Origin of the sequence: Fulvivirga sp., from assembly GCF_040218215.1 — a bacterium.
Taxonomy (GTDB): domain Bacteria; phylum Bacteroidota; class Bacteroidia; order Cytophagales; family Cyclobacteriaceae; genus Fulvivirga.
This window is the reverse complement of sequence record NZ_JAVJQL010000014.1, coordinates 303973-330960: the sequence shown is the minus strand read 5'-3', so window position 1 is coordinate 330960 and position 26988 is coordinate 303973. Positions and strand designations below refer to the sequence as shown.

The window sequence follows — 26988 nt, the reverse complement described above, 5'->3', positions numbered from 1 at the left end:
TTATTTTGGGATTGCAAATGTAAAATTTATTTTTAAAAATAATAAAGGCTGGAAGAAAAAAATCTAATTGTTATTATCAGATTTTTTCATTTGCTCCTCTAAGAAGCCATCAGCAAAAAATTGATACTTGTTAAGAATTGATTTTACGGCATTTCTAACTTGTTGATAATCATAAAAGTCAACCTTCTGATAAGTATCAGTGGCATAGCCTTGCCATATTGAAGAATTCATTTTTCGGTCAAAAACCTGAATGAGCAAGGTCCCATTTCTTAAATCAAAATTAAGTTTATCATATTCAAGGTCGCTGTCTCTTCTTTTTGACCAAACATTGATGTCCGGTTGATTATAACCTCTGAATTTAAGGCTGTCTTTATAGATGGCGTAGTTGAGATATAAATCCGGTTTGTTTTTCTTTCTTTTGTATCCGAGAAACTTCATGTGCTGCTCTATAGATGATCTAATATTGAGCGTATCATCACCTTGAAACTCATTTACAGAAAAAAAATCGTAGGTGTTATACTTATGAAATCTACCTTTAAAACTGTAGTCATACTCTACCGGGAGTTCTCTATAACTCATACAGGCACCTACACCAAAAACTATAAGAATTAAAACAACTGACTTCATGGTAATAGCTTTATAAAACCACGTAAAAGTTAGCTTAAAATCCTGATTCTGAGAAATAAATACTGTCAAAAAATCGACACTTCGCAATAATTATTTTTCTTCAATCCATTTTCTGGCATTCACAAATGGCTCGATCCATGGACTTACCTCATCCGAGTGTCTAGTGTCTGGGTAGTTAGCCCAGTTGTAAGGATATAAAGATCTCTCGAGGTGAGGCATTATTGCAAGGTGGCGGCCATCACTGGAGCATACAGCAGCAGCAGCTTGCTCAGATCCGTTTGGATTGCCAGGATACTGCTCATAACTGTACTTGGCAATAATGTTGTATTGAGACTCATCACCTGGAAGAACGAATTTGCCTTCACCATGAGCCAACCAGACACCTAACCTTGATTCAGATAATGTCTCGAACATCACTGAATTGTTTTGGGGAATATTAACATTGATAAATGCAGATTCAAATTTCCCAGAAGCATTATGGTGCATCTTTGGATGATTCGTCATTTCAGGGAATAATAATCCTAACTCCATCATCAACTGACAACCATTACATACACCCAAACTTAATGTGTCAGGCCTTGCATAGAAATTGTCAAGCGCTGTTTTTGCTTTTTCATTATATAAGAATGCACCTGCCCAGCCTTTAGCAGAACCTAAAACATCAGAATTTGAGAAGCCTCCGACAAAAGCAATGAAGTTGACATCTGATAAATCTTCCCTGCCAGAAATCAAATCAGTCATGTGGATGTCTTTCACATCAAACCCTGCCAAATGCATGCACCAGGCCATTTCCCTGTCACCATTTACACCTTTTTCACGGATAATGGCGCCTTTTATTCCTGACTTAACTTTTCTGTTTTTATCTAAGTTGTAGCTTGAAAGCTTTCCAGTGAAGTCTTTAGGGAAGGAATAGTGTAATGGTTGATTCTTGTAATTATTGAATCGGTCATCAGCATGTGACTTTCCACTTTGTTTAGTGTCAAGCAGATAGGAAGTTTTAATCCAAGTGTCTCTTAATGCATCAATTTCCAATGATAATTTTTTACTGCCACAAGTAATTTCCAATGTTCTGCCTTGTACAGGATTTCCGATATTGATTGCTTCTACACCTTTTTGCTTCAATTCTTCAATTACCTGATCTGCATTTGCTGCCTGAATTAAAACTGCTGGCTTTTCAGTGAAAAGTGTTTTTGCTAAATCTGGCCCCTTGATCTTGTTAAGGTCAATTTTTAAACCTCCTGTTTGGTTAGGAAATGTCATTTCCAGAAGCGCTGTTACAATGCCACCAGCTGAAATATCATGGCCCGCTAACACTTTACCTGAATCAATTAAGTCTTGAATGGTATTAAATGCATTTTGGAAGTATTGGCTATCTTTTACACTTGGTGACTGAGAGCCGATCTTGTTGAGCACTTGGGCAAATGAACTGCCACCCAAATGCGACTCATCTTTTGATAAGTCTATATATAATATTGATGAATCAGCGTTATTTACAATGTTTGGACTAATCACCTTATTGACATCCTCAACTTCACCTATGGTGCTGATAATTACGGTTCCCGGTGAGTAGACCACCTTTCCGTCAGGATATTTCTGGGTCATTGACAAAGAATCTTTTCCTGTAGGAATGTTAATACCAAGTTCTTGAGCAAAATCACTGATGGCCTTTACGGCTTCGTATAATCTGGCATTTTCACCTTCATTTTTGGCTGGCCACATCCAGTTGGCACTTAATGAAACTCCTTTTAACCTATTGGTTAAAGGAGCAAAGATCAGGTTTGTTAGGGACTCAGCAATTGCCAGTCTTGAGCCAGCAACAGGATCAACCAAGGCAGCAATTGGTGCATGACCAATAGAGGTGGCCACACCCTTGTTGCCTTTGTAATCAATGGCCATTACCGCCACATCATTCAATGGCAGTTGTATTTCTCCACAAGTCTGCTGTTTTGCCACTTTTCCCGTAACAGATCTGTCCACTTTATTGGTTAACCAGTCTTTACAAGCTACTGCCTCAAGTTGAAGTATTTGTTCTATGTATTCTGTGATTTTATCTTCAGAGTAAGATAAATCTTCGAATGAAGATTTCACAAGACTGTCTTCAAGAATGGTTTTAGGAGAGGAGCCAAACATATGGCTCAAGTCCCAATCAATGGCATTCTTTTTAGTTATCTTATTTTCAAACTTAAAATGTCCATCACCAGTTACTTCGCCAACATTATAGAAAGGAGCCCGTTCCCTTTCGGAGACTTCTTTTAAAGTTTGAATGTCTTTACTTTTCATCACAAGGCCCATGCGTTCTTGTGATTCATTACCAGCAATCTCTTTATCAGAGAGGGTTGGATCACCGATTGGAAGTGCATGGATGTCTATGGTTCCGCCCGTTTCTTCTACAAGCTCAGAAAGGCAATTTAAATGCCCTCCAGCACCATGATCATGTATTGATACGATTGGATTGTTATCACTTTCCTGCATCGCTCTAATAGCATTCATTGCTCTTTTCTGCATTTCAGGATTAGATCGTTGTATTGCATTGAGTTCAATACTATTGCCAAATTCTCCTGTAGCTACTGAAGATACGGCACTGCCGCCCATTCCTATACGGTAATTATCGCCACCAAGGATCACAATTCTATCACCTTTTTCAGGAGTATCTTTTTTGCTATCTTTTTCCTTACCAAACCCAATACCACCAGCCTGCATAATCACCTTATCAAAGCCGTAGTTCTTACCGTTTTCGGTATGCTCAAAAGTCAGGAGACTTCCGCATATTAAAGGCTGACCAAATTTATTCCCAAAGTCTGAAGCACCATCAGAAGCTTTGATCAAAATATCCATAGGGGTTTGGTATAGCCACTTCCTTTCTTCCATTCCATTCTCCCAGGATCTGTCTTTTTCTAGGCGCGAATAGGAGGTCATATAAACGGCTGTTCCTGCCAAAGGAAGACTACCTTTTCCACCAGCCAGCCTGTCCCGTATCTCTCCCCCAGACCCTGTGGCAGCGCCATTAAATGGCTCTACTGTAGTAGGGAAATTATGTGTCTCAGCTTTTAAGCTAAGTACGGTGTCAATATCTTTCGTTTCAAAGAAGTCTGCTTTGTTTTGAGTGGCAGGAGCGAACTGCTCTGCTTTTGGCCCTTTTACAAATGCAACATTATCTTTATAGGCAGAAACTATATAATTAGGATTTTTCTCAGAGGTCTTTTTTATCAATTTGAATAGAGAACTTTCCATCTCTTTACCATCAATAATAAAAGTACCATTGAAAATTTTATGTCGGCAGTGCTCTGAGTTAACCTGAGAGAATCCAAATACCTCTGAATCTGTCAATGGACGACTCAATTGTTTTGCAACACCTTCTAAATATGAGATTTCTTCACCACTGAGCGCCAAACCTTCTTTTTGGTTGTATGCTGATATATCAGAAATCTCCAATACTGGCTCTGGATCATGCTCTATTGTAAATACCTTTTGATCTAAACCATCATAAATCACCTCTAGCATAGAGTCGAAATGATAATCTTCAGACCAGGGTTTGAATTCTTCTATTCGATCAATGCCTGAAATTCCCATGTTCTGTGTGATCTCCACGGCATTAGTGCTCCATGGAGTAATCATTTCTTTTCTTGGGCCAATAAACTTCTCAGCAAGAGCTTCATTGTTAATGATTTCTGCTTCGCCAAAAAGCCAAACAAGTTTGTTAAGATCGCTGTCGGTTAGTGTGGTTTTTAATCCTACTGCATAGACATTATTGCTACGACTTCGGAAAAACTTGATCATGAAATAGAAGGTTTGAGTGGGTCAAATTTTACAAGCGCAAAAGTAGTTAAAAGAATTTATTTTAACATCTGAAATGACCACGCGATAACCTAAGAAAATAATTCTGTTAAGAATTAAAAAATGATTATTCGAGAGTAGAATTAAAAATGTGCTTTATAGTTTTTGTCGTCCTGCCAGAAAGCATAGCATTTTTCGATTTGCTCGTTTCTAAAGTCCTCGTCTTTTTTGAGTTCTTTCCATTCGCCCATCTCCAGGCGCTCACAAAGTTTGAAGAAGCGATCACCCTGACCATTTCTTTTGTCCTGAACAAGTGCGCTTAAAAGTGGCCGCTTGCTTTCGTGCTCATCTTCAGAAATTTCATCCAAAATTTCTCCAAGCAACTGCTTTTCATGCTTGATGTCGAGGTTGAGGCCTAGCTCTGTTTGGTTAATAAGTCTTCTGTAGGGGATGGGAGAATCTCCCTTACGTGCTAAAGAAATTAAGTGGTTTCTAACTCTTGCGTTCATCTGTTTTCTGCTTACAAGCGGAAAACTACTCAATTTGTCTTAAAAATGCAGCTACATGAGGAATTAGGTTATTATGTCCGCATTCCAAGGTATGAAGATCATAGTCTTTCAGCTTATGAAGTAGCTTGTTCATTCCTTCTTCAGTTATGATTTTATCATAGCTTCCCAAAAACATGGTGACTTCAATATTATGTGTATTGACCAGCTTGCCGATATATTTCATGTCAGACTTGAGGTCTTTAAAGATCACCCATGAATAATAAACCCTTCGTCTTTTTCTTGCCGAATTCATTTGTGAGGCAGCGAACTTAGAAATACTCTTATCCAACAGCCCTATTGATTTTACAAGGTTCAATATTTTAAAAAACCTGTTCGGTTTTACGATCATGGTTTTAAAATAATTTTGAAAAATCAGCGGATAGGTGGCGAGGTTATACCACATCTGCGTTTTTATGCCATCTGGTGCTATAAAGGTTATCTCCTTTATCTTATGAGGAAATAACTCCAGAGTGGTTAGTGCAAATTTTCCTCCCAGGCTGAAGGCCATCAAAGAAAAATCATTGATTTTCTCTTTTTGAAAAAATGCTTGTAAAATCTTTTGCCATTGCTGCTTAGTCAATTTATTATTTGGCTCTCCCCAATGACTTTTTCCATGATAAAAAAGATCGAAACTGTAAATTGTATATACATTTGACCAAGAATCAGCAATTGGCTTAAAACTGCTGCCATCTAAACCAAAACCATGAAACGCCAGTTTTGTCTTAATGCCATTACCCATTTTATAATAATGGATGACGTGATCTTCATATGTTAAAAAGTGACTTGTCATAAATTATTTTTAAACATATAAAATATTTTCGGGAGTCATCCGACTTATAAATCAGATGGCCCAACAAAACACTTCCATATTAACCTACTCTATGAAAAAAAGGCAGGAAGAGACTATTAATCAAGAGCGTGGAAAACTTCTAGGTTTCATCAGGTCCAGAGTTAGTAACCTGGAAGATGCTGAAGATATTCTGCAGGATGTGTTGGAGCAATTTGTTGATAGCGGTGAAATAAAAACCATAGAGAAGGCCTCTTCCTGGCTGTTCAGGGTTGCTGCAAATAAGATTGTTGATCTGTATCGGTATAGAAAGGTGCGCAGCAATCAGGTTACTTTAAATGAGGAGGACGATGATGAGAATGCACCTTTAATGCTCAAAGATATTTTACCAGATCTTGGGCAGACTCCAGAGGAGAAATATTTTCAGGAGATACTTTCTGAAGAAATAATGACAGCAGTTGATCAATTGCCTGAGCTGCATAGGGAGGTTTTTATACTTCATGAATTGGAAGACTATAGTTTTAAACAGATTGAGGAGAAGTTAAGCATTCCTATTAACACACTTATATCAAGGAAACGGTATGCCGTGTTGGCGTTAAGAAAAAAATTAGAAGAAATATATAAAGAGATATAATCATGAGATATTCAAAAGGAAAGAAGATTTTATTCGCGATACTGATTATCCCCGTGGTGATTTTTGTATTCGTGACCGTGGTGATGTACTTATGGAATTGGTTGATTCCAGAATTGTTTAATGGCCCTGTAGTTACTTTTTGGCAGGCCTTTGGTCTGATACTGCTTTCCAAAATCCTTTTTGGTGGGTTTAAAGGAGGAGGACATAGGTCTGGACCATCAAAATGGGGAGGTAATTGGAAACAAAAATTTAAAGATATGTCCCCTGAAGAGCGAGTGGCTTTTAAAGAAAAATGGGCTAATAAGTGGAATTGTGGAAGAACAAACGATTTCGAAAATGAAACTTCTAAAAGTCTGGAAAATCCTGAAAAATAATTAATAAAAATTTATTCAATCTACTGCAACCTATTGATTTATGAGCCGTTGAGCACATTATAAACTACGGAAACTTTAAATATGCTAAAAGTTTCCGTAGTTTTGCGAGCTAATTTAAAAGGCGCATGAGCATTGAAGAAAAGATAATAATAGGAGCAGGAGAGTTGTTCAAAAAATACGGAATACGAAGTGTTTCTATGGACGACATTGCCAGACACCTTTCCATTTCAAAAAAGACCATTTATCAGTACTACAAAGATAAAGATGAGATTGTATCGTTGTCATTAAAGAAACATCTCGAGTATGAGAAACAGGAGTATGATCAAATATTTAACAATACAAATAATGCCATTGAGGAATTGGTGAATGTATCAAAATGTATGCGTCAGGACTTTAGGGATATGAAACCTTCATTAATATTTGATATGCAAAAATATCACCCTAATGCATGGAAAATCTGGTTAAGCTTTAAAAATGAATACATCAAAAATCAGGTAATGGAAAACCTTAAAAGAGGAATGGCAGAAGGTTATTTCAGGGAAGATATCAATCCTGACATTCTAGCCAGGCTAAGGGTAGAGCTTGTTCAGCTTGCATTTGATGAAGATGTATTTCCGGCTGACCAATATAATTTAAGGGACTTGCAACTACAGTTTTTCAATCATTTCGTTCATGGGATAGTGACCGAAAAAGGAAGAAAATTATATCAAAAACACATTAACAGTGAAAATTCAAACCAACATAAATAAATCAGGAATGCTAAAGAAAATAACTATTACCGCATTCATTATTATCATTTGCACTTTCAATATCAGGGCGCAGAATGATTCGGAAGTAATGAGTTACTCATTGCAAGAGTGTATTGATTATGCTTTGGAGCATAATCAGAACTTGATTAATGCAGCATTTGAAAAAGATATTGCTGATACTCAAGTAAAGGAAACCTTAAGTAGGGGATTGCCTCAAGTTAATATTAACTCAGGCCTTAACTATAACTATGAATTACAAAAGTCATTGTTGCCAGCTACAATTTTTGATCCTAATGCAGCGGCTGGTGAAGAGATTCAATTCGCCTTTGGCCAGGCATATGATGGAAATATAGCTTTAAGTGCTTCGCAACTTTTGTTTGATGGTTCATTTTTTGTCGGTTTGCAAGCTGCCAAGACATATAGGGAGCTTTCTTCAAAAGAACACATTAAGACACAGATTGATGTTGTTGAGGCTGTTTCTAAGGCTTACTACAATGTATTGGTTAATCAGGAGCGTCTTGAACTTTTGGATGTAAACCTGTCAAGGTTAGATTCTTTACTTAGAGATACCAAGGGCTTGGAGAAAGAGGGCTTTGCTGAAAAGATTGATGTATCCAGAATACAGGTGCAGTATAACAATCTTAAAGTTCAGGTGAGCAACACAAAGCAACTTCTTGAATTAAGTAATGACTTGTTAAAGTTTCAGATGGGGGCCGGTCAGGATAGTGATTTGACTTTAACTGATAAACTGGAGGAAGTTGATTTTACTGTGATTGAAGAATCAGGTTTTGATTACAACGAAAGGATTGAGTATTCTCAGCTACAAACTAATCTGGCTTTGGTTAATCTGGACATGAAGAATAACAAGGTTCAGTTTTTTCCAACATTGTATGCCAATTTTAACTATGGTTACAATACTCAAACAGGACAGTCTGATCAGCTTTTTAAAGGCAGCCGTTGGTTAAACTTTGGCGCTGTGGGCCTTAGTCTAAGCATGCCAATATTTGATGGATTCTTGAAAAGCAGTAGAATTCAAAAAAACAGGATACAAGCTAAACAAATAGAGCAGTCATTTGACCTTTTGGAGAATTCAATTGACTTAGAAATTAAGCAGGCAAAAGTTAACATGAACACAGCCATTGATAACATGGTCGTGCAAAAGGAGAATGCTGCCTTGGCTCGTGAGATCTATGATATCGCTAAAATAAAGTATCAAGAAGGTGTAGGTAGCAATCTTGAAGTAACAAATGCCGATGCCGATTATAAAGAAGCACAAACAAATTATTATGATGCCTTATATGCTGCTTTGGTTGCCAAAGTAGAATTAGAAAAGGCATACGGAAGACTTAACAAATGAAAAACTATCCTAGATATATAACAACTATGAAATCAACATCAACTATATTTTTGCTGTTCATCGTTTTGATGTCAGCATGCGGAAACCCGGATGAAGGTTCTGTGAGCGCCATAATTTCTAATGGAAATTTGGAGGAATTAAGGGCCAAGAAAAAAGAACTAGCATCACAACTGGCTGGCCTGGAAGAGGAAATAGCACTTTTGGATGCAGCAATTGGTGAAAAAGCAGGTAATAAGAAACTGTCGTTAGTTACTACCCATAAAGCCAGTGTCTCAAATTTTGATCATTATGTAGAACTTCAGGGTGATGTAACTACACAGCAAAATGTGCTTGTTTATCCTGAGGCAGCAGGTACGCTTTTGAAAGTGTATGTTAAAAAGGGACAGCGTGTGAATAAGGGTCAGTTGCTCGGGTCTATCGATGATGGAGGAATGAGCAGTCAGTTAGCACAAATGGAAACGCAGTTGGCACTGGCAGAAACTACCTTTAAAAGACAGGAGAGGCTTTGGGAACAAAAAATTGGTACTGAGATTCAATACCTTCAGGCAAAGGCCAACTATGAGTCACTTGAGAACAATGTAAAGCAGTTTAAAGGTCAGTTAAGCAAGTTTTCGATTATGGCACCTTTTTCAGGTATTATCGATGATGTGATCAAAGATCAGGGTACGGTGGTAGCACCTGCGGGTCCTGGTTCTGAAGTATTCAGAATTGTGAACTTATCTGATATGTATATTGAGGTTGATGTTCCGGAATCTTACATAGCCAATGTTGTTCCAGGCAAAACAGTTAAGGTGTTCTTTCCAATCTTGAACAAAACTATTGAGTCTAAAATAAGACAGACTGGCAACTACATCAATCCAAACAACAGATCATTTACAATTGAAGTGCCCGTGCCAAATCCTGATGGAAAAATCAAGCCTAACATGACGGCTAAGGTGCATATCAATGACTATAATAATCCACAGGCAATCCTCATTCCTCAGAGTATCATTTCTGAAAATGCTGAAGGTGAACAGTATGCTTATATCGCCTCTGATATTAAAGACAATGTAGGGGTTGCACATAAAAACATTATCACCACTGGTAAAACCCAAGGAGATTTCGTGGAGGTATTGTCAGGTTTAAATGCTGGTGATAATGTTATTGAAGAAGGTGCGCGAAGTGTAAAAGATAATCAACAGGTTAAAATTTTAAATAAATAACCGAAATGAGTAATCAAAATAAGAAAGTAGATAAAGAGTTCCGATTGGCTTCATGGGCCATTGATAATCCGTCTGTGATCTGGGTGATGATCGCATTGTTTTTCCTGATCGGATTGTCCTCTTATTTCGCTATGCCTCGGGAAGATTTTCCTGAGATCAAGGAAACGAAAATTTATATAAGTACACCTTTCCCTGGTAATACTGCCGAAGATATAGAAAGGCTTATTACAGATCCGCTGGAAGATGTTCTTAAGAATATTAGTAATGTGGTGGAGGTTATTTCTACATCACAAGAGGACTATTCTATTATTACGGTAGAGTTTGATGAGGATATTACTGTTGAAGCCGCCAAGCAAAAGGTGAAAGATGAAGTGGATGGTGAGAAAGCGGGTGAAGACTGGCCTTTATTTAATGGAGCTAAGGTAGAGCCTAATGTATTCGACCTTAATTTATCAGAAGAGCAGCCAATCATGAACATCAATATTACAGGTGACTACCCTGTTGACAAGTTGAAGGAGTTTGGTGAGTATCTTGAAGATGAGATAGAAGACCTTCCTCAAATCAAGCAAGTTGATATTAGAGGAGCACAGGAGAAAGAAGTTGAGGTAGCTGTGGACATCTATAAGATGATGGCTGCTAAAGTGAGCTTTGATGATATAACTCAAGCTTTAGGTAATGGCAATATGACCATGTCTGCTGGTAACTTAAAAACCAGCGGACAAAGAAGGACCGTAAGGATTTTAGGGGAGATAGAAAAACCTTCAGAGCTTGAAAATTTTGTGGTTAAAACAGAAAATGGAGCCCCTGTCTATCTCAAAGATGTGGCTAAAATAAGTTTTAGTGATAAAGAGAAAACGACTTTTGCCCGTGAGTTTGGCAGCAGTGTGGTTATGCTGGACGTAAAGAAACGTGCAGGAAAGAACATGATTGAGGCTGCTAATCAGATCAGGGAAATAATTACCAAAGCGCAGGAAGACACTTTTCCGCAAGATCTGGAGATTTCTATTTCCAATGACTCATCATCAAGAACCTTGAATCAGGTAGAAGACCTTGTTAACAATATCATTTTTGGTATCCTGCTAGTGGTTACCGTATTGATGTTCTTCCTGGGATTTAGAAATGCTTTGTTTGTTGGTTTCGCAATACCGATGTCAATGTTCATGTCTTTCATGATACTTTCATTGTTAGGTTATACTCTTAATACCATGATCCTGTTCGGACTTATTATGGGACTTGGTATGCTTGTGGATAATGGTATTGTGGTTGTTGAGAATGTGTATCGTTTGATGGAAGAAGAGGGCATGACTAAGATTGAGGCTGCCAAAAAGGGCATTGCTGAGATTGCTTATCCTATCATTATATCTACCATAACAACGGTGGCAGCCTTCGTGCCTTTGGGTCTGTGGCCGGGCATTTTTGGTCAATTTATGATCTATTTCCCAATTACGCTGTCAGTGGTTTTAGGTTCGTCATTGTTTGTTGCCATTTTCATGAACTCAATGCTTGTTTCCAGATTTATGGAAGTAGGCAACAAGGTTCTGAAAACAAAGCAGTTGATAAGAACTTCTGCAATACTGCTGGTTTTCGGGATTTTTATCCTGGTTGTTGGGGGTGCTATGAGAGGTCTGGGTACAATCATGGTTTTTACTGCTATCTTACTTTGGCTGTATAAGTATGGCATAAAAAGAGTGGCTAACCATTTTCAGAAAAACACTTTGGTGAAATTTGAAAACTGGTATGCAAGAAGAATTACCCACGCTTTGAAAAAGAACAATGTTTATTGGTATTTCGGGGCAACAGTGTTTATGCTTATTGCAGCTTTTATGGCCTTTGGTATGTCCGTTGGGTCTGGAAGGACTAAAATCGAGTTTTTCCCTGACAACACACCTAACCAGATCATAGTCTACATAGAATACCCACAAGGTACTGCTATTGAAAAAACCAATGCCTTGACTAAGGAAATTGAGCAGCGTGTTTATGGCATTCTCAATGATCCAGAGTATATGGATGATGGTTTTAATTACCTGGTAGAGTCCTCTGTTTCTCAAGTGGGAGAAGGTGCTGGTAACCCTCAAACCGATGGTGGTTCTTCTGCGGAAATGCCTCACAGGGGAAAGATTACAGCTTCTATGCGCGAGTTTAAATACAGAAGAGGTAAGGACACGGAAAAGTTGAGGGGCAAAGTTCAAGAAGCATTGAGAGGTATATATCCGGGTGTGGCTATTTCGGTTGAGAAGGAAGCCGCTGGCCCTCCTGCCGGATATCCCATTAACCTCGAACTTGAAGGCCCTGATTACGATCAATTGATTGTGGAGGCGGAAAAGATTAGAAATTTTATCAATACAAAGAATATTGGTGGTATTGAAGAGTTGAAAATCGATGTTAACAAAGGAAAACCTGCAATGCAGGTAGTAGTTGACCGTGAAAAAGCAGGTGAATTAGGTGTAGCCGTTGGGCAGGTAGGAAACCAGCTGAGGAGGTCACTTTTTGGGGAAAAGGCAGGTGTTTATAAAAAGGATGGCGATGATTATGACATCAATGTAAGGTTTAATGAAGACTTACGATATAACACCAGTGCACTATTTAACCAAAACATAATTTTCAGGGATCAGTCTTCTGGCCAAATCAAGGAAGTGCCTATTTCTGCGGTGGCTACCCAGAAAAACACTTCGGCCTTTAGTGCTATTAAGCATAGGGACAAGAAACGAGTGGTGACTATATATTCAGGCCTTCAGCCTGGTTTTACTGATGCAGCAGCTATTGTTTCAGAGATTCAGCAGGAAATGCAAGAATACAAGGACATGCCCAAGGAAGTGAAAATTGATTATACTGGTCAGATTGAGGAGCAGAACAAGCAGATGGCCTTTTTAATGAGTGCTTTCTTTGGAGGCCTTGGATTGATAATTCTGATTCTTGTATTCCAATTCGGAGGGGTTTCTAAACCTTTGATTATTCTTTTAGCGATATTCTTGAGTTTTATCGGAGTATTTGGTGGGTTGATGATTACAGGCTGGTCATTTGTTATTATGATGACCATGATGGGTATCATATCCCTGGCGGGTATTGTGGTAAACAATGGTGTTGTGCTACTTGACTATACGCAGCTGCTCATTGATAGAAGGAAAGAAGAGCGCAGTATGGACTCAACAGAAATGCTCACCAAAGAGGAGGTTAGGGAACTTATAATCAAAGGAGGAAAGGCCAGGCTGCGTCCTGTGCTACTTACCGCAATTACAACAGTTTTGGGGCTTATACCATTGGCGATAGGTTTAAATATCGACTTCTTTTCATTGGTAACTGAGTTTGACCCTAAGATCTATATGGGTGGTGATAACGTGATATTCTGGGGCCCATTGGCATGGACAGTAATCTTCGGTTTGATAGTCGCTACATTCCTAACCCTTATTATAGTTCCTGTTCTGTTTACTATCGTTTATAGAATGAAGTTCTGGATTTGGGGTAGAAAGGCTAACAAAAAGGTTCAGGCAGCTGTTGCTTAGTTGAAGGATGAATAGAATCTTAATTATATCTCTGCTGTTGGCTGTGCTTTTTGCCATAGACTGGTATGTCTATCAGGGAGCCTTACTGGCCATAAAGGGCACATCCAACAGCTTGAGAAATGTTGTTAAATATGGTTATTGGTCACTTACGGTAATTACATTTTCGATCATCATATTTTACAATTTCGGAAATCCAGACTGGCTAAAGGGTACTTCCAGAAGCCTGATATTTACTGGAATTTTTATCAACTACTTTTCAAAGGTTTTTGCGGCTATATTCCTGTTTGGAGGGGATTTAGTGCGTGGCGTTAAATGGGTGGTGTCATTATTTCAAAACCCGTCTCCATCAGCTGGTGGCAATACTATACCCCGCTCAGAATTTTTGGCTAAAACGGCTATGGTTGCAGGCACACTTCCCTTAGTGGCCATGAGCTGGGGAATAATTTCCGGTGCACACGATTATCGGTTTAGACGTAAGACTATTTATTTGCCTAATCTTCCTAAGTCATTTGATGGAATAACAATAGGGCAAGTCTCAGATATCCATTCAGGAAGTTTTTTCAATAAAACAGCAGTAAAAGGTGGTGTCGAGATGATGATGAAAGAGAAACCTGACCTGCTTTTTTTTACAGGGGATTTGGTTAATAATGAATCATCAGAGGTAGAAGAGTATATAAACATATTTGACAAACTGAAAGCACCTTTAGGCGTGTACTCTGTGACCGGGAACCATGATTATGGTGACTATAAAAATTGGAGCTCGCAGGCTGAGAAGCAGCAGAATTTTAAAGATTTGATAGAAGCTCACCGTTTGATGAATTATGACCTGTTGATGAACGAGAATAGGTATATTGAATTGGGAGGGGAGAAGGTAGCCATCTTGGGCAATGAAAACTGGGGAGCTGGTAGGTTTGCCAAATATGGTGATTTATCAAAGGCCTATGAAGGCACTGAGGAGGCTGCAGTAAAGATACTATTGTCTCATGATCCGAGCCACTGGGACGCACAGGTTAAGCCAAATTATAAAGACATTGACCTTATGTTTGCTGGTCATACACATGGCTTCCAGTTTGGCGTTGAACTGGGTGATTTTAAATGGAGCCCATCTCAATATGCTTATAAACAGTGGGCGGGTTTATACACTGAGGGCAATCAGCATTTGTATGTCAATCGTGGATTTGGCTATATTGGTTATCCTGGCAGGGTGGGTATGCCACCAGAGCTGACCATCATTACTTTGAAAAGTGGTAATAAAGTGTAATGTTTAGTTGCAATAATGTAAACTATAATTTACAATTGTATAATTATAGTTTACATTAATATGAGATTACAGATTTTGCCTTTTCAGTTTAAATATTTCGGGCTTCTACTAGCACTGATCTTTGCAGGTCCTACATGGTTATCAGCATTCATGGACGGTTTTCACTCACTGCCTGAAGATACAAATGCTTCCCAGCATCTTTCGTCCTTTTTTAAATCAAACACAGCTGAAATCTTAGGTTATGTTGGTTTGATGGTTTATGTTCTTTCTCAGGATAGAATTAAGGATGAATATTTGACGAAAATTAAGGGTGATAGCCTTCAAATAGTCTTTTTTGGCACCTTAATTTTTATTATCATAAGATTAATTCTTCAAGGGGATTGGGATATGTCAGCTACTTATTTATTTGAAGCTCAGGTATTTATTTTTCTTATTTTAAATAAGATTCGAAAAGTTATAATATTGAGCAAATGAAAAATCTGATTAAGGTTGAAAGGGCTAGATGTAACTTATCCCAGAGTGATCTTGCAGAAAAAGTTGGTGTTACTAGGCAAACAATCTATGCTATCGAAAATAGACGCTTTACACCTTCTGTAATATTGGCATTCAAAATTGCTCAGGCTTTAAATATATCAATTGAAAATTTGTTTGAGTTAGAAGAAGAAGACTAAAGCAAAAGCCCTGACTGTTCAGTCAGGGCTTTTTCATCAACACCACACTTTCCATTTGTCAATAGGCCCTGTCCACTTCACCTTTTCCATAAACTTTTTTAACCACGTTTTTGGTTTGGCCCTTATGTTTTAAAACACCACTTCCAAATACGGTGGCATCTAATTCATCAGAGACATTAATATTGCAGTTGCCGGAGCCACTCAATGCTGCTTGAGCACTTTGAATCTCGCATTCAAAGGCATTCAAACTACCTGATCCGCTAATATCAATTGCATTATTTGAGGCATATCCTTTGAGTTTTATAGAGCCGGCACCTGATATCTTCGTAGTGAGCATCCTGCCTTTTACGTCTATTTCTATTGAGCCCGGCCCGCTTACCCCAAGATCAAGGTTATTGGATGCAATTGAATTTTCACTAATAATCTTTCCACCTCCATTTACCTTCAGTTGGTTAATATCCCGCACACTGATATACACATTCATAGTTGGGGCAATTTTTATATTATCAATCTTAGCCCACACACTGGCATTAGGGTCTTCCTTTTTTTGTTTTACATTAATATGAAGAATACTATTTTCTACTTTGAATTCGCTGATGCTATAAATTTCAGAAAGCACCTCAACAGTTACTTCCTGCTTGTTTGACTGTTTGAGGTAAACAGTATAATTGGAGTTGACATATATGCTTTGAAATTCACCAAGCTCAATAGTTTTTCTGGTTACATCCTGGCCAACGGCCAATGCATTGATTGTAATGAACATGCAAAATAAAAGCATGTATTTACTGATGTTTATCATATATCTTTTAATTGTTATATGCTAAACTTATATACATTAACCTGTAACCGAAAGGGCAAATCTACGAACCGTAAATAGCTTAGATTATTCTTTTGTCCAGTCGTCAGATGAAGAAACCCCTAGTTTTCCATCTTTGTATTCCATGATAAAATCCAGCAGGATTTCGGTTTTGCAACCTTGGAATTTAGTTTCGCTGGTACTTTTTAGAAGTATAGGGTATGATTTTCCGTATTCGCGGTTAAATGTAACAATGGAGCCATTATCCTTTAGGAGGAAGCCCCATTCTATTTGTATGGCACCCTTTTTACAAGTTACAGGGGCAAAACCGAATACATCATAATTATATATCCCGGTGCCATTTTCGTTAAGTGTCAGAAATCCCGTTTTTCTTCCCTTATAGGTGCCGTAGAATTTGCCGTCAACATCATAGGTTGTATTTACCTTCGACCCGTTATATTCAAAATAACGGGTCTTTTCGGTTGTGATCATTAACACCAATAAGGTGACAAACAGTAGCTTCATTGTTTAAAATGGTAAATCATCTTCATTTTCCGATACCCATCCTGGCTCCTCAGTAGGCATATCTGGTGAAGCAGGAGGTGCTCCGGCAGAACCTGTAGAAGCGTTTACTCCATCAATTTTCCATGCCTGTAGAGAGTTGAAATACTTAACACCACCTTTTGGGTCGTTCCATTTTCTGCCTTTGATATTAAAGTAAACATCAATTTCGTCACCTGACTTAAAAGTATCCAGTAAAGCGCATTTGTCCTGAATGGCCTCAAATTTTACAAACTCTGGGTATTGTGGGTTTTCAGCATATTCTATAACAAATTCACGTTTTTTGAATGAATCTGATATTTGTTGGGTGTCCGAAACTTCTAGTAGCTTTCCTTTAATATTCATCTGCAATCTTTGTTTAATAGTTTGTCAGCAAAGTTATAATTACACATTTGTAATGTACAGCTATCATTTCTTTTTTCTAAAAATCAATTTAAAAATTACTATAAATAATATCCCACCAATGGCCAGAGCTAGTAAAGTGGGGGCATCTATAAGATCTACTGCATGCATTTTTTAAAAATTAATCCTCAGTTGAAATTTAAAATCCGTTCTTTTATTTCCTTCAATTTGCTCTAGTCCGGTGCCTATTGTATCCCTGTCACGATAATTTGTTTGGGCATACTTGATCCAAAAGGTTATTCTTTTAATTGGTCTGTACTGAATCAAAACATAATGTCTCGATGCTGTGCCCGAATAGGCGGGTACTGAGAATGCGTAAAGCAAATCCCTTTCATAAGCATATTGAGCATTGTTGAAATCATCGGTACCAAAAATAGCATACCTTCCGCTAATTCGAAATTTACCAAAATCTAAATTCATATCCTGCCAAATGGCAAAACCTTCCGTCAACTTATTGTTGAAATCATAAGAGCTCCATTGTACTCTTGATTTGAAAGATAACCAATCATTGGCCGGAAAATCCAAGTTAACGGTATAGTTTCTTTTCTTGCCTAAAAGTGGGAATCTAATGACCTCTTCCTGATCATTGGCCGATGGGTTATGATCCTTGGCCTGCTCTCTAAATTGAAAAAATAATAAGGTATTTCTGGTTGGTCGGTAGCTAACCCTGCCAAGGTATTCAAACCCTGTGGAGGGCGCATTTATTGATGATGTTAACCATTGGTACCGAAATGAGTCGAAGTAGCCAGTAAATTCAACCTTCCTAAAAGGTTTATATTTCATGCCCCAATACCAGCCTTGCTCGTTAATATTTCTGGTAGATTCACCAAAGGCATTGCCATAAAGAGAATGAAAGTCTTTATCATAATTTCTTAAAACCATAGATGTTTCAAGTCTCGAATTTAAGTTGATGATGACTCCGATAACCCCTCCAAAACCACCACTCTTTGACATTGCACCCTCTGCAAAAAGGCTAATATTTTGCCAGTTATAATCTCCAAAAAGGCCAATGTTATAATTTGAAGTACCTTTAAATTCAAAATTGTTATAAACTCGCTCTGCTCTTATTAGGCGTGTACTAAATTCATTGATAATAAAAGTGCTGCCCAAAGTCAATGGGTGTTTAGAGGGTTGGTAAAGAAGTGTTCCTCCATAGTTACTTTCCACAACCTTGTCTTTTGCATTGAGCTCAGCATCTGTTCTATGAAAACCTGACTGCTGTATGGAAGTGATAAAGTTTTCCCTTTCCAAAGTATCTGCTTTTAGTGCCGCATCCTGATTTAACCTTGAGTAAAAACCAGTAAACTCGAGATTTTGAGCAATGCTCACTGTAGCTGCCCCACCTCTGAAGAAGTTGGTTTCTATTACCGATGTGTACGGCCTTATTCCCAGGTTTGATCTTCTAACTGTGGTAATGGTTTCTGCACCTTTACCAACATTGAAGCCAGCGCCTATAAGCAGGCTTTGTCCATATTGTATCTGATAGTCGCCAATAACAATGTTTTTAAAGCGGCCTTGATTTTGTAGTTGGATGTGGCCACTGTAGAAGTCAGCACCAAAATTTTTTGTTTTTGGATTCCAGGCCAACTGTTCTCCAGCATCCTTTTCCGCAGTGAATCCAATGCTAAAGTCATTGATATGGCTTACCCTAAACCTTGTGTAATACTTGCCTTTGTTGCCAACATATCGTGAGTCAGAGCTGTCCTGTTTTGGTAAGTAGCCCTTTTTATCTTCTAAAACTGTTTCATAACGCAGCAACAGATAGTTATTTGGTTCACTAAGTACTCTTTCAATAAAGCCACGATTATCACGATTGAGACCTGTTTCCTTTACTGTGACGAACGGGGTTAACCTGTAAATAGTATTTAAGTCGAAATCAGGTATAGCTTGCAGCTCATAAATACTAAGCAGGTTTCCATTTTCTTCTATATATGACACCAAATTGTTGATTTGCAATTCTGAGAGTATAAATAGGGATCGCAGTTCATCTTTATTTGTATTATTTAGGTTTATAGGGTTGGAATAGAATAGGAGGAGCGTCTCATATAACTCTTCTGCACTAACATCACCATTCTGCACCGCAAATACTTCTTCTATAAACCGTTCAATATCAATAGCCTTCTGTTGGTTTAGCTGTGCAAAGGCCAGCGAAGAAATTCCTAAAGCCAATATAATTAAGAGAAACGGCTTCATTGTTTTATAATGTAAGCTATGCCAACCTGATGACTTAAACCCAAAACCTGGTGTTTAGTCAGTGCATAGTCGATCAGTAATTTTTGGCTAATGAAGCCTAATCCAAAATAGTTAGTGAAAGCGTTGGTTTTTATACCTGTGCGCACGGCAAGTTTTTTATGGAAGATGTACTCCAACCCCATTCTAAAAACAGGATCATTTTCCAGTTCTTTTTCTACTTCAGCTGATAGGGTAAGGTTATCATTGGGCAGGTATCCAAGTCCGGCATTCAGGTAGGTGGGTATTCGCTCATCATAAAGTTCGGCAAGCTGCGCTTGATTAATATTCCTTATGTAGGCTCCGAACCTGAGTTGGTCAGAAATTTCCGCTATACCGCCAAAATCAATGGACAAAACTCCCCTTGAACCGAATTCATCTATGTAATACTGGTTGTAGTTTAACCTGATGCCAAGACCTGCAATTCCGAATTTATTTCCATAACCCAGCGAAAATATCTGCTCGTTGTATAAATCATCACCAAACTTAAATGCGGTTGCAGAAAATGATCCAAGAGGAAGTGTGGTGGTAAGCCCTGCCGCTAAACTATTGAACCCTGATATATTGTATTTATTTTCGAAACCAGCAAAAGCCGAGGTTTTTTCTAAGTAGCCCAGACCTCCAGGATTATTAAGGGCAGACCATTGATCAGCAATAGATGAATAAGCATATCCAAGTCCCGCAGCTTTTGCTCCAAACTGAGTGGTGCCATTTTGAGCGTTTGTCAAACTGGTTACAGAAATGCAAAGAAGAAATAATGTAAACGCTTTCAACCCTTATTTTGATGTTAAATAAAGGTATAAAATATAAAGAAATATTAATATTTAAAAATGTGAATTCTAGAATTCCTTCTTGAAATGCAGGAAGAATCCTGCTTCATTCTCTCTATTAATGGTGTACTCTAACCGAATAACCGAGTCGTAGTAGGTAACAAAATCAATGCCGGCACCGGTACCGAACAAATACCTGTCGGATAAGGTGGTGTTTAGTTCATAGTTTTCAAAATTCTCGCCATAACCACTATCAAAATAGACTTTAAAGTATATGTCAAGTGGTATTTTCTTAAATTGATCAATAGGCATAAACCTCATATTACCAACTGTGGAAATCAACCTTTTTTTCAGGGTTGTTCTATTGAGAATGAAATTTTTGCTTTCAACCAAATAGAGTTCATAGCCCCTGATGAAGTCCTTCCTATAACCCAATGCCCCTAAATTTGAATAAGGTTGTTTTGAGGGTAGGCTACTGAACCCTGATAAATAGTTAGCTACAAAAAAACCTTTTCCTATATCTAAGAATTTAGAATAGCTGACGTTTATTTCTGCCCTATCGATATCATCATAGGCACCAATACCTTGCTTTTCCACCAACACATCCAATCGGTGACCTTTTAGAGGGTATGAAGCAACATCGCGTCTGTCATAGGTGAAGGCGTAGGTCAGTTGGAAGTACCGCTGTGTGATTTTAGTAGGCTCATAGTATTCAGGATTTAAGCCCACAATGGTATCATTTATAGTATTATAATTGTATTCAATGTTGAAGTTATGAAAGCTGTAAAAAGACCTTCTATAACTGTAGCCGATAGAGTAATTACGTCTTATTCTTAAAGTTTCCTCTGAATCAAAAAATACGGGTTTATGATTAACCGTACGTACCGCAATATTTTTGTTTTCAGCATAATCGAAATTCAGGGTTATTCCGTGCTGTTTATTGGCATCCAAATAAGGTATTTTATAGGTAATGCCAAATTGTTTGGTATAACCTAGTTGTAGAAGAAACCTTAATGACTCATTGCGGCCTCTAAAATTGTTTCTATAGAGTTTGATGCCAAGGTTTGTTCTGCTCAGGTCTTTATCCTGATTTTGCCACCAGTCGTTAAAATTTCTATCAACAAGGTCAAAAATTGGTACAGGAAAAGTGTACCATCTTTCAGATACATTGACAACAATATCTACCAAAGTTTCATTTAAGTGTAATATGGAAATTTCCACAGAGTTGAATAGCCGGGTATTGATCAGCTTGCTCTTATCCAGTACCAGGATGTTCTCGAGGTCTTTCTTATTGTAAACATCACCTATTGCAATGTTCATCTCCCTGAGCATTATATCTTCTTTTGTTACTTTATTGCCAATAAAGAAGATGTTGTCTATAGTTACAGGAAGGTCTTTTTCTGATAGCTGAGAAACAGAATCAGGAGACATATAGGTGACACTGTCTAAACCGACAATGTTATTAAAAGAAAGTGTAAGTGAAAGTAATAATGCCAGCATCTCCATCCTCATTCAGCCAATTTCAGCCTCCTTTGACTACAAAATTTCTGAATAATTAGCTAAAGTAAATAAAAACGCCTTGATATCAATAGATAAGTAACCCACTATTGGCCCTCAATCGTTTTGGCCCTTAGCGCCCTTATCAAAATAAAAACACCCGCTATAATCAAAGGAATACTCAATATCTGCCCCATATTCAGTGACATGTCATCCTCAAAGGCCACTTGATTTTCTTTGAATAGTTCATGCACAAACCTTAGTCCGAAAAGGATTATTAAAAATAAACCTAACAGCAAACCTGCAGGAGTCTTTTCTTTTCTTCTGGTCCAAATGAAGAAGAGCAGAAAACACAATGCTAAGGAAGTCATGGACTCATACAATTGTGTTGGATGCCTCGGGATACCAAAGGCCAGAACCGTGGCAGTATAATGCCCATCGGCTTGTTTGCTCAAAGCGTAATCTGGCTGGTTTGAATTTGTTAATAATATGTGCTCATTAACGTAAGTGTAGGTATCAACAATTTCGCTAAATCTCCCCTCAATATATCTTGATAGGCTAGCTTCATCCAATATTTCGGGTTGATTTTTAAAGTTAAGTTCAATGGATAACGGAACATAACCTTCAGCATTGGCTTCTCTGGTAGCATCCTTTGATACACTCAGGCTTTCAATAGGACTAGTGTTGGAAACTAGTACCTGAGAAACATTATTGGTAAATATTACACCATAATCGGTATGTGTTGGCTTTCCATAAATTTCGGAGTTCATGAAATTTCCAAAACGGATAAGGCAGCCGGTCAATGCTACTACAATTACTATTCTATCTACTACCTGTAGGTAATTTTGGTTTGGTCGGGTGACTTTCTTAGCCGAAGCGCTATACGGAATACCGATCAGGTCTTTGATAATCCAGAAGAATTTTAGTTTAATGTCATATTTGGTGTAAAGCCACAATGCGAACAATATTCCAAAGGCCGCACCATGACTTGCCAGACCACCTTCCCAGATTTTAAGTATGTCAAGTGGGTTGGCTAAATATTTATCAGGCTCATAGAAAAGCACATGCCCCAACCTTGCTCCCAGAATGGTGGCAATAACCATATAAATAGTTAATGTCTCTACATCTTTCTCGGGTTTACCTTCCTTTCGGTAGAGATAAAACATAATTTGCTGACTTATGAGAAAGCCTAAAGCAAACAATAATCCGTACCATCTAACAGGTCTATCTAAAAAGGGAATGGTGAAAAATTCAGGGTCAACATTCCAAATAATGAAGCTTAAAAATGACATCTGGCAAATATAAAGAGATAGGTTTTAGTAGCTAATGTTTCAACCTAGTATTTGAATGAAACAGCCTTTAATTATTATAGGTTATTAAGTTCTTTTAATTCTTCTTCAAAGCCACTGGACAAAATTGGGAACCTACACCAGGTTCTGGGGTCAATATTAAAATCATCCAAATGAAAAGACGGGGCTATCCGCTCGCGCTTCCACTGATTTCTACTCCACATTTTGAAGAATTTGGTGACATGGCTTCTCAGTAACTCTTTTTCTTCAAGATTTCGTTCATCCAGTATTTTAAATACTTCCAATGGTGATCTATGGTTTCTTATTGCCTCTTTTTCAATTTCCACAATAATGGAGTAAGGCATCAGATCATCTTCGTCCGTTTGGTTATCCTCTAAAGGACGAAGTTCGGCAGTTGGCTTCAGGTTATTTACATAGTTGAGCGCAGGGTAGTTAAGTTCTTTTTCTGCCCACTTTAACCAATTAATTATAAAGTATTTATCCACTGCTGCTATTGGTGATATACTGCCGCTGGTATCCCCGTCCATAGTGGCGTAACCCACATCACCCTCACTTCTATTAGAAGTGGTTAATAACAATGCATTATTTATATTGGCAAGCATCCAAATGATTGGAGATCTACTACGAGCCTGAATGTTTTGGAGTGCCAGATCATCCTTTTCCCACGAGAGTTTTCTCCCAATGGCGTTTTCAATTTTGCTGGTATATGAATTTACTTCATCATCAATAGTCCATTGATAAAATGTAGCTCCAATATCCTCAGCTAGTTTTTTGGCGGAGTTAAAGGTTTCATCAGAAGAATTAACTGTGCCTTGGTAGGCACAAGTCATAAGGTCATTCATGATCGACTTTGCTGCAGCCTGAGATTCTTTCCCTTTCTCTTTATCAATCAAGTCTGAACGATTGATTTTAATTAAAAAACCTTCAATACCCAATTGCTCAATGCCTCTTCTTACCATTTCGGAAACCATAATGGCTATGCTTGAGGAATCAGCTCCACCGCTCAATGAAAGTACAAAACCATTACTTCTGCTTTTTCTCAGATAGTCAAACAGGGCAAGGCTTGATGCCTTTACAAATTCAGTGTTTTTATCTCGTGAAAATTCTATTGGGTTGTCAAATTCTTGAGAACCTGTTATGTCGATATCAGAATAAACGAGATTGAAATTTTTAAAAGAAAGCCAATCATTTCGTTGAATGAGTTTTCCTTTTTTAGCGAGGAGAATTTCACCATCATAGATCATCCTTCCTGCTTCATTGCCTAACAAGTTGGCATATACATAAGTGCAGTTAAATTCTGATGAGCTATTTACAACCAGATTTTCCCTGTCTATTGTCTTACCAAATGCAAAATGACTGGCACTTGGGTTGAGAATCATATCCACACCTTTTTGGCTTAGTTTTATAGCTGGCCGGATTTTTCTCCAAGCGTCTTCACAGATTTCAAAACCGAAGGTAAAGTCTTTGTGGGTTATGATGAGATCGCCAATGTCATAGAATGTACCATCAATTTCTGTCTGTTCAATAACCTCAGATGGCCACTTTTTGAACCAACGCGGCTCATAATGCACACCATCCAATGCCAGGTTTTGTTTGGCATAAAACCCAAGTATGGTTTTATCTTTTATGATACAGGCTACATTAAAATTAATGTCATTATGTTTATAAGGAAGTCCAACTACAACAATAATATCATTGCAATGAGGAACTATCTGCAATAAACTTTTTAATGCCTGTCTGTAAATCCAGTCGCTAAGAAAATTGTCTTCACACCCATATCCAGAGATGGCCAATTCAGGAAGGCACAAAATTTCGACCTTTTCTTTCTGAGCTTTCTTTATAGCTTCAAGAATATTTTTCCGATTGCCCTTCCAGTCTAATGGTGTTTGGTTTAGGGTAGCCCCACCAACTCTTGTTTTACTCATCAATTCTCTATTAACCCTAACATGACCAATGTTTTTTGAGCAGCATCCTGCTCGGCTTTTTTCTTATTGTAACCATAGCCTTTGCCCATTGTTTCATTATTAACAATTACCTCGGCCGTAAATTCCTTGTGCTGACTATTAGTTTTAGTACCCAATACGTCAAACCTCAACTCTGCATTTTCCTTTTGAGACCATTCTATCAGCTTACTTTTGAAATTTATGGTTGATTCAATCACTGTTTGCAAGTCAAAGTAGGGCATAATTAGCTTCTCAAGAATAAAAGTCTTGCAAAAATCATAACCATGGTCAAGGTACACAGCACCAACAAAGGCTTCAAGCGTATCACCATATAATGATTTGTGGGAGAGCCTGTCACGTTTGGTTTGATCGTACTCAACTAAGGCATTCAGGCCTACCTTTTTACCAAGGTTGTTAAGAGACTCCCTATTGACAATGCGGGATCTTATTTCGGTAAGGAAACCTTCGTCTTTAAATGGATATTTTTTGAAGAGATAGTCTGCAATGGCAGCACCCAAGACGGCATCACCCAGATATTCTAACCTCTCATTGGATTCTTTAAGACCTTGCTCGTTGGTTTCTGCTACGGAAGAGTGCCTTGTAGCCAGTTTGTAGAGATCAAGATTTAAAGGCTTACTACCTACTATTGTTTCAATAGCCGTAATAAGCCTTTTATCTTTTGTCGATCTTTTCCTAAATGTATTTATAAAGCGCTTTGCAGCACGATACACTATTCCTCTAGTTTACGGAAGATGATTGAGGTATTATGCCCTCCAAAACCAAATGTGTTGCTCAAGGCAACTCTAATATTTCTTTCCTGAGCCTTGTTGAAAGTAAGGTTCAACTTATTATCCAACTGGTCATCATCAGTAAAATGATTGATAGTAGGAGGGACAAGGCTGTTTTCCATGGCCTTAACACATGCAACCGCTTCAATAGCTCCGGCAGCACCAAGCAGGTGACCAGTCATAGATTTAGTGGAGCTGATATTAAGTTTGTAGGCATGCTCACCAAATATTTTTTTGATAGCTAATGTCTCACTTACATCTCCTAAAGGAGTAGAAGTACCATGAACGTTGATGTAATCAACTTCTTCAGGCTTGATATTAGCATCTCTAAGTGCGTTTTTCATCACATTGGTTGCACCTAACCCTTCAGGGTGAGGTGCGGTGATGTGGTAAGCATCGGCTGACATACCACCACCAATCAATTCAGCATAAATTTTAGCACCTCTGGCTTTAGCGTGCTCATATTCTTCTAAGATAAGTGCGGCAGCACCTTCTCCCAATACAAACCCATCCCTGTCCTTATCAAAAGGTCTGGAGGCAGTTTGTGGTGAATCGTTACGCTCAGAAAGTGCTTTCATTGCGTTGAAACCACCAATACCTGCTTCAGTTACAGCTGCTTCACTACCTCCTGAGATGGCAATATCCATATGTCCTAAGCGGATATAATTCATTGCATCTATAAGGGCATTGGTAGCTGAGGCGCAAGCAGAAACCGTTACGAAATTTGGGCCTCTAAAAGAATATTTAATAGAAATGTAGCCAGCACTAATGTCGGCTATCATTTTAGGAATAAAGAAGGGGTTAAAGCGTGGCGTGTTGTCATTGTTCGCATAGCTTTTAACCTCTTCTTGAAATGTCCATAAACCACCAATACCTGAACCCCATATTACACCGGCCCGATCGTGATCAATAGCATTAAGGTCTAGTTTAGAGTCCTGTATGGCTTCATCAGCAACAACAAGTGCATACTGAGTGAAGGGATCCATTTTTCGAGCTTCTTTTCTATCAAAGTGATCCTCGGCATTGAAATTCTTTACTTCACAGGCAAACTGTGTTCTGAATTTCTCTGGGTCGAATCTTGTGATACGCGCAGCTCCACTGACACCATTTTTTAGGCCATCCCAATAATCATTGGCATTACTACCTATAGGTGTAAGCGCTCCTATTCCTGTTACTACTACTCTTCTCAAACTCATATAATAAGTTCA

The 26988-nt window shown here is 38.2% G+C and carries 23 protein-coding genes; 9 read left to right on the top strand and 14 right to left on the bottom strand.

Annotated elements, in window-relative coordinates:
- Positions 1–63: 63 nt before the first annotated feature.
- The 4 genes from RIB54_RS10165 to RIB54_RS10150 all read right to left on the bottom strand — a co-directional run bounded on the left by RIB54_RS10165 (position 64) and on the right by RIB54_RS10150 (position 5739).
- Positions 64–627: a DUF4136 domain-containing protein gene (locus RIB54_RS10165; protein ID WP_350100808.1), complete on the bottom strand. Its 564-nt coding sequence runs from the start codon at positions 625–627 to the stop codon at positions 64–66.
- A gap of 90 nt (positions 628–717) precedes the next feature.
- Positions 718–4404, bottom strand: coding sequence for a phosphoribosylformylglycinamidine synthase (gene purL / locus RIB54_RS10160; RefSeq protein WP_350100807.1), 3687 nt, complete (start codon positions 4402–4404; stop codon positions 718–720).
- Between the two features lie 140 nt (positions 4405–4544).
- Positions 4545–4910: a hypothetical protein gene (locus RIB54_RS10155; protein WP_350071652.1), complete on the bottom strand. Its 366-nt coding sequence runs from the start codon at positions 4908–4910 to the stop codon at positions 4545–4547.
- 25 nt (positions 4911–4935) lie between these two features.
- Complete coding sequence (locus RIB54_RS10150) at positions 4936–5739, bottom strand: alpha/beta hydrolase (RefSeq protein WP_350071649.1); 804 nt, start codon at positions 5737–5739, stop codon at positions 4936–4938.
- A gap of 91 nt (positions 5740–5830) precedes the next feature.
- Between RIB54_RS10150 and RIB54_RS10145 the strand changes: the two genes are divergently transcribed.
- The 9 genes from RIB54_RS10145 (at position 5831) to RIB54_RS10105 (ending at position 15484) form a co-directional block, all read left to right on the top strand.
- On the top strand, positions 5831–6370 hold the full coding sequence (locus tag RIB54_RS10145) for an RNA polymerase sigma factor (protein WP_350100805.1): 540 nt from the start codon (positions 5831–5833) through the stop codon (positions 6368–6370).
- A 2-nt stretch (positions 6371–6372) separates the two neighbouring features.
- Entirely contained in the window at positions 6373–6744 is a 372-nt protein-coding gene (locus RIB54_RS10140; RefSeq protein WP_350071643.1) for a hypothetical protein, read from the top strand.
- A gap of 125 nt (positions 6745–6869) precedes the next feature.
- Positions 6870–7493 (top strand): TetR/AcrR family transcriptional regulator, encoded by a 624-nt coding sequence (locus RIB54_RS10135; RefSeq protein WP_350071640.1) that lies wholly within the window; start codon positions 6870–6872, stop codon positions 7491–7493.
- A 7-nt stretch (positions 7494–7500) separates the two neighbouring features.
- The gene (locus RIB54_RS10130; protein WP_350100804.1) at positions 7501–8850 is read left to right on the top strand and encodes a TolC family protein; all 1350 of its coding nucleotides are present in this window, start codon (positions 7501–7503) and stop codon (positions 8848–8850) included.
- Positions 8851–8876: 26 nt separating this feature from the next.
- Positions 8877–10052 carry an efflux RND transporter periplasmic adaptor subunit gene (locus RIB54_RS10125; protein WP_350100803.1) on the top strand — a complete coding sequence of 392 codons (1176 nt, stop codon included), beginning with the start codon at positions 8877–8879 and terminating at the stop codon, positions 10050–10052.
- A 5-nt stretch (positions 10053–10057) separates the two neighbouring features.
- Complete coding sequence (locus tag RIB54_RS10120; RefSeq protein WP_350100802.1) at positions 10058–13552, top strand: efflux RND transporter permease subunit; 3495 nt, start codon at positions 10058–10060, stop codon at positions 13550–13552.
- 7 nt (positions 13553–13559) lie between these two features.
- Positions 13560–14813, top strand: a complete 1254-nt coding sequence (locus RIB54_RS10115; RefSeq protein WP_350100800.1) for a metallophosphoesterase — start codon at positions 13560–13562, stop codon at positions 14811–14813.
- Between the two features lie 60 nt (positions 14814–14873).
- Positions 14874–15287, top strand: a complete 414-nt coding sequence (locus tag RIB54_RS10110) for a hypothetical protein (protein ID WP_350100799.1) — start codon at positions 14874–14876, stop codon at positions 15285–15287.
- A complete protein-coding gene (locus tag RIB54_RS10105) occupies positions 15284–15484 on the top strand; it encodes a helix-turn-helix transcriptional regulator (protein WP_350100798.1) in 201 nt (66 codons plus the stop codon). Before RIB54_RS10110 ends, RIB54_RS10105 begins: the two co-directional genes overlap by 4 nt.
- A 58-nt stretch (positions 15485–15542) precedes the next feature.
- Here the strand turns inward: RIB54_RS10105 and RIB54_RS10100 are convergent, their stop codons facing one another.
- The 10 genes from RIB54_RS10100 to fabF form a co-directional block, all read right to left on the bottom strand.
- On the bottom strand, positions 15543–16247 hold the full coding sequence (locus RIB54_RS10100; RefSeq protein ID WP_350100797.1) for a head GIN domain-containing protein: 705 nt from the start codon (positions 16245–16247) through the stop codon (positions 15543–15545).
- A gap of 120 nt (positions 16248–16367) precedes the next feature.
- A complete protein-coding gene (locus RIB54_RS10095) occupies positions 16368–16805 on the bottom strand; it encodes a hypothetical protein (RefSeq protein WP_350066204.1) in 438 nt (145 codons plus the stop codon).
- Positions 16806–16808: 3 nt separating this feature from the next.
- On the bottom strand, positions 16809–17186 hold the full coding sequence (locus RIB54_RS10090; RefSeq protein WP_350066202.1) for a DUF3127 domain-containing protein: 378 nt from the start codon (positions 17184–17186) through the stop codon (positions 16809–16811).
- Between the two features lie 171 nt (positions 17187–17357).
- Entirely contained in the window at positions 17358–19436 is a 2079-nt protein-coding gene (locus tag RIB54_RS10085; protein WP_350100796.1) for a ComEA family DNA-binding protein, read from the bottom strand.
- On the bottom strand, positions 19433–20200 hold the full coding sequence (locus RIB54_RS10080; protein ID WP_350100795.1) for a PorV/PorQ family protein: 768 nt from the start codon (positions 20198–20200) through the stop codon (positions 19433–19435). Before RIB54_RS10080 ends, RIB54_RS10085 begins: the two co-directional genes overlap by 4 nt.
- A gap of 111 nt (positions 20201–20311) precedes the next feature.
- Positions 20312–21742 carry a POTRA domain-containing protein gene (locus RIB54_RS10075; RefSeq protein WP_350100794.1) on the bottom strand — a complete coding sequence of 477 codons (1431 nt, stop codon included), beginning with the start codon at positions 21740–21742 and terminating at the stop codon, positions 20312–20314.
- Positions 21743–21846: 104 nt separating this feature from the next.
- Positions 21847–23031, bottom strand: a complete 1185-nt coding sequence (locus RIB54_RS10070) for a prolipoprotein diacylglyceryl transferase (protein WP_350100791.1) — start codon at positions 23029–23031, stop codon at positions 21847–21849.
- Between the two features lie 74 nt (positions 23032–23105).
- Entirely contained in the window at positions 23106–24974 is a 1869-nt protein-coding gene (nadE, locus tag RIB54_RS10065; protein ID WP_350100790.1) for an NAD(+) synthase, read from the bottom strand.
- Positions 24974–25723, bottom strand: a complete 750-nt coding sequence (gene rnc / locus RIB54_RS10060) for a ribonuclease III (RefSeq protein ID WP_350065749.1) — start codon at positions 25721–25723, stop codon at positions 24974–24976. Before rnc ends, nadE begins: the two co-directional genes overlap by 1 nt.
- Positions 25723–26976 carry a beta-ketoacyl-ACP synthase II gene (fabF, locus tag RIB54_RS10055; RefSeq protein WP_350100789.1) on the bottom strand — a complete coding sequence of 418 codons (1254 nt, stop codon included), beginning with the start codon at positions 26974–26976 and terminating at the stop codon, positions 25723–25725. The genes rnc and fabF overlap by 1 nt, the downstream gene beginning before the upstream one ends.
- Positions 26977–26988 lie beyond the last annotated feature (12 nt).

Bases quoted from the DNA above. Each gene is read 5' to 3' on its own strand.
- nadE (WP_350100790.1), bottom strand. From the start codon at position 24,974: ATGAGTAAAACAAGAGTTGGTGGGGCTACCCTAAACCAAACACCATTA.
- RIB54_RS10075 (WP_350100794.1), bottom strand. From the start codon at position 21,742: ATGCTGGCATTATTACTTTCACTTACACTTTCTTTTAATAACATTGTC.
- RIB54_RS10125 (WP_350100803.1), top strand. From the start codon at position 8,877: ATGAAATCAACATCAACTATATTTTTGCTGTTCATCGTTTTGATGTCA.
- RIB54_RS10095 (WP_350066204.1), bottom strand. From the start codon at position 16,805: ATGAAGCTACTGTTTGTCACCTTATTGGTGTTAATGATCACAACCGAA.
- RIB54_RS10140 (WP_350071643.1), top strand. From the start codon at position 6,373: ATGAGATATTCAAAAGGAAAGAAGATTTTATTCGCGATACTGATTATC.
- RIB54_RS10070 (WP_350100791.1), bottom strand. From the start codon at position 23,031: ATGTCATTTTTAAGCTTCATTATTTGGAATGTTGACCCTGAATTTTTC.
- purL (WP_350100807.1), bottom strand. From the start codon at position 4,404: ATGATCAAGTTTTTCCGAAGTCGTAGCAATAATGTCTATGCAGTAGGA.
- RIB54_RS10155 (WP_350071652.1), bottom strand. From the start codon at position 4,910: ATGAACGCAAGAGTTAGAAACCACTTAATTTCTTTAGCACGTAAGGGA.
- RIB54_RS10165 (WP_350100808.1), bottom strand. From the start codon at position 627: ATGAAGTCAGTTGTTTTAATTCTTATAGTTTTTGGTGTAGGTGCCTGT.
- RIB54_RS10120 (WP_350100802.1), top strand. From the start codon at position 10,058: ATGAGTAATCAAAATAAGAAAGTAGATAAAGAGTTCCGATTGGCTTCA.
- fabF (WP_350100789.1), bottom strand. From the start codon at position 26,976: ATGAGTTTGAGAAGAGTAGTAGTAACAGGAATAGGAGCGCTTACACCT.
- RIB54_RS10085 (WP_350100796.1), bottom strand. From the start codon at position 19,436: ATGAAGCCGTTTCTCTTAATTATATTGGCTTTAGGAATTTCTTCGCTG.
- RIB54_RS10100 (WP_350100797.1), bottom strand. From the start codon at position 16,247: ATGTTCATTACAATCAATGCATTGGCCGTTGGCCAGGATGTAACCAGA.
- RIB54_RS10110 (WP_350100799.1), top strand. From the start codon at position 14,874: ATGAGATTACAGATTTTGCCTTTTCAGTTTAAATATTTCGGGCTTCTA.
- RIB54_RS10115 (WP_350100800.1), top strand. From the start codon at position 13,560: ATGAATAGAATCTTAATTATATCTCTGCTGTTGGCTGTGCTTTTTGCC.
- RIB54_RS10135 (WP_350071640.1), top strand. From the start codon at position 6,870: ATGAGCATTGAAGAAAAGATAATAATAGGAGCAGGAGAGTTGTTCAAA.
- RIB54_RS10105 (WP_350100798.1), top strand. From the start codon at position 15,284: ATGAAAAATCTGATTAAGGTTGAAAGGGCTAGATGTAACTTATCCCAG.
- RIB54_RS10145 (WP_350100805.1), top strand. From the start codon at position 5,831: ATGAAAAAAAGGCAGGAAGAGACTATTAATCAAGAGCGTGGAAAACTT.
- RIB54_RS10130 (WP_350100804.1), top strand. From the start codon at position 7,501: ATGCTAAAGAAAATAACTATTACCGCATTCATTATTATCATTTGCACT.
- RIB54_RS10090 (WP_350066202.1), bottom strand. From the start codon at position 17,186: ATGAATATTAAAGGAAAGCTACTAGAAGTTTCGGACACCCAACAAATA.
- RIB54_RS10150 (WP_350071649.1), bottom strand. From the start codon at position 5,739: ATGACAAGTCACTTTTTAACATATGAAGATCACGTCATCCATTATTAT.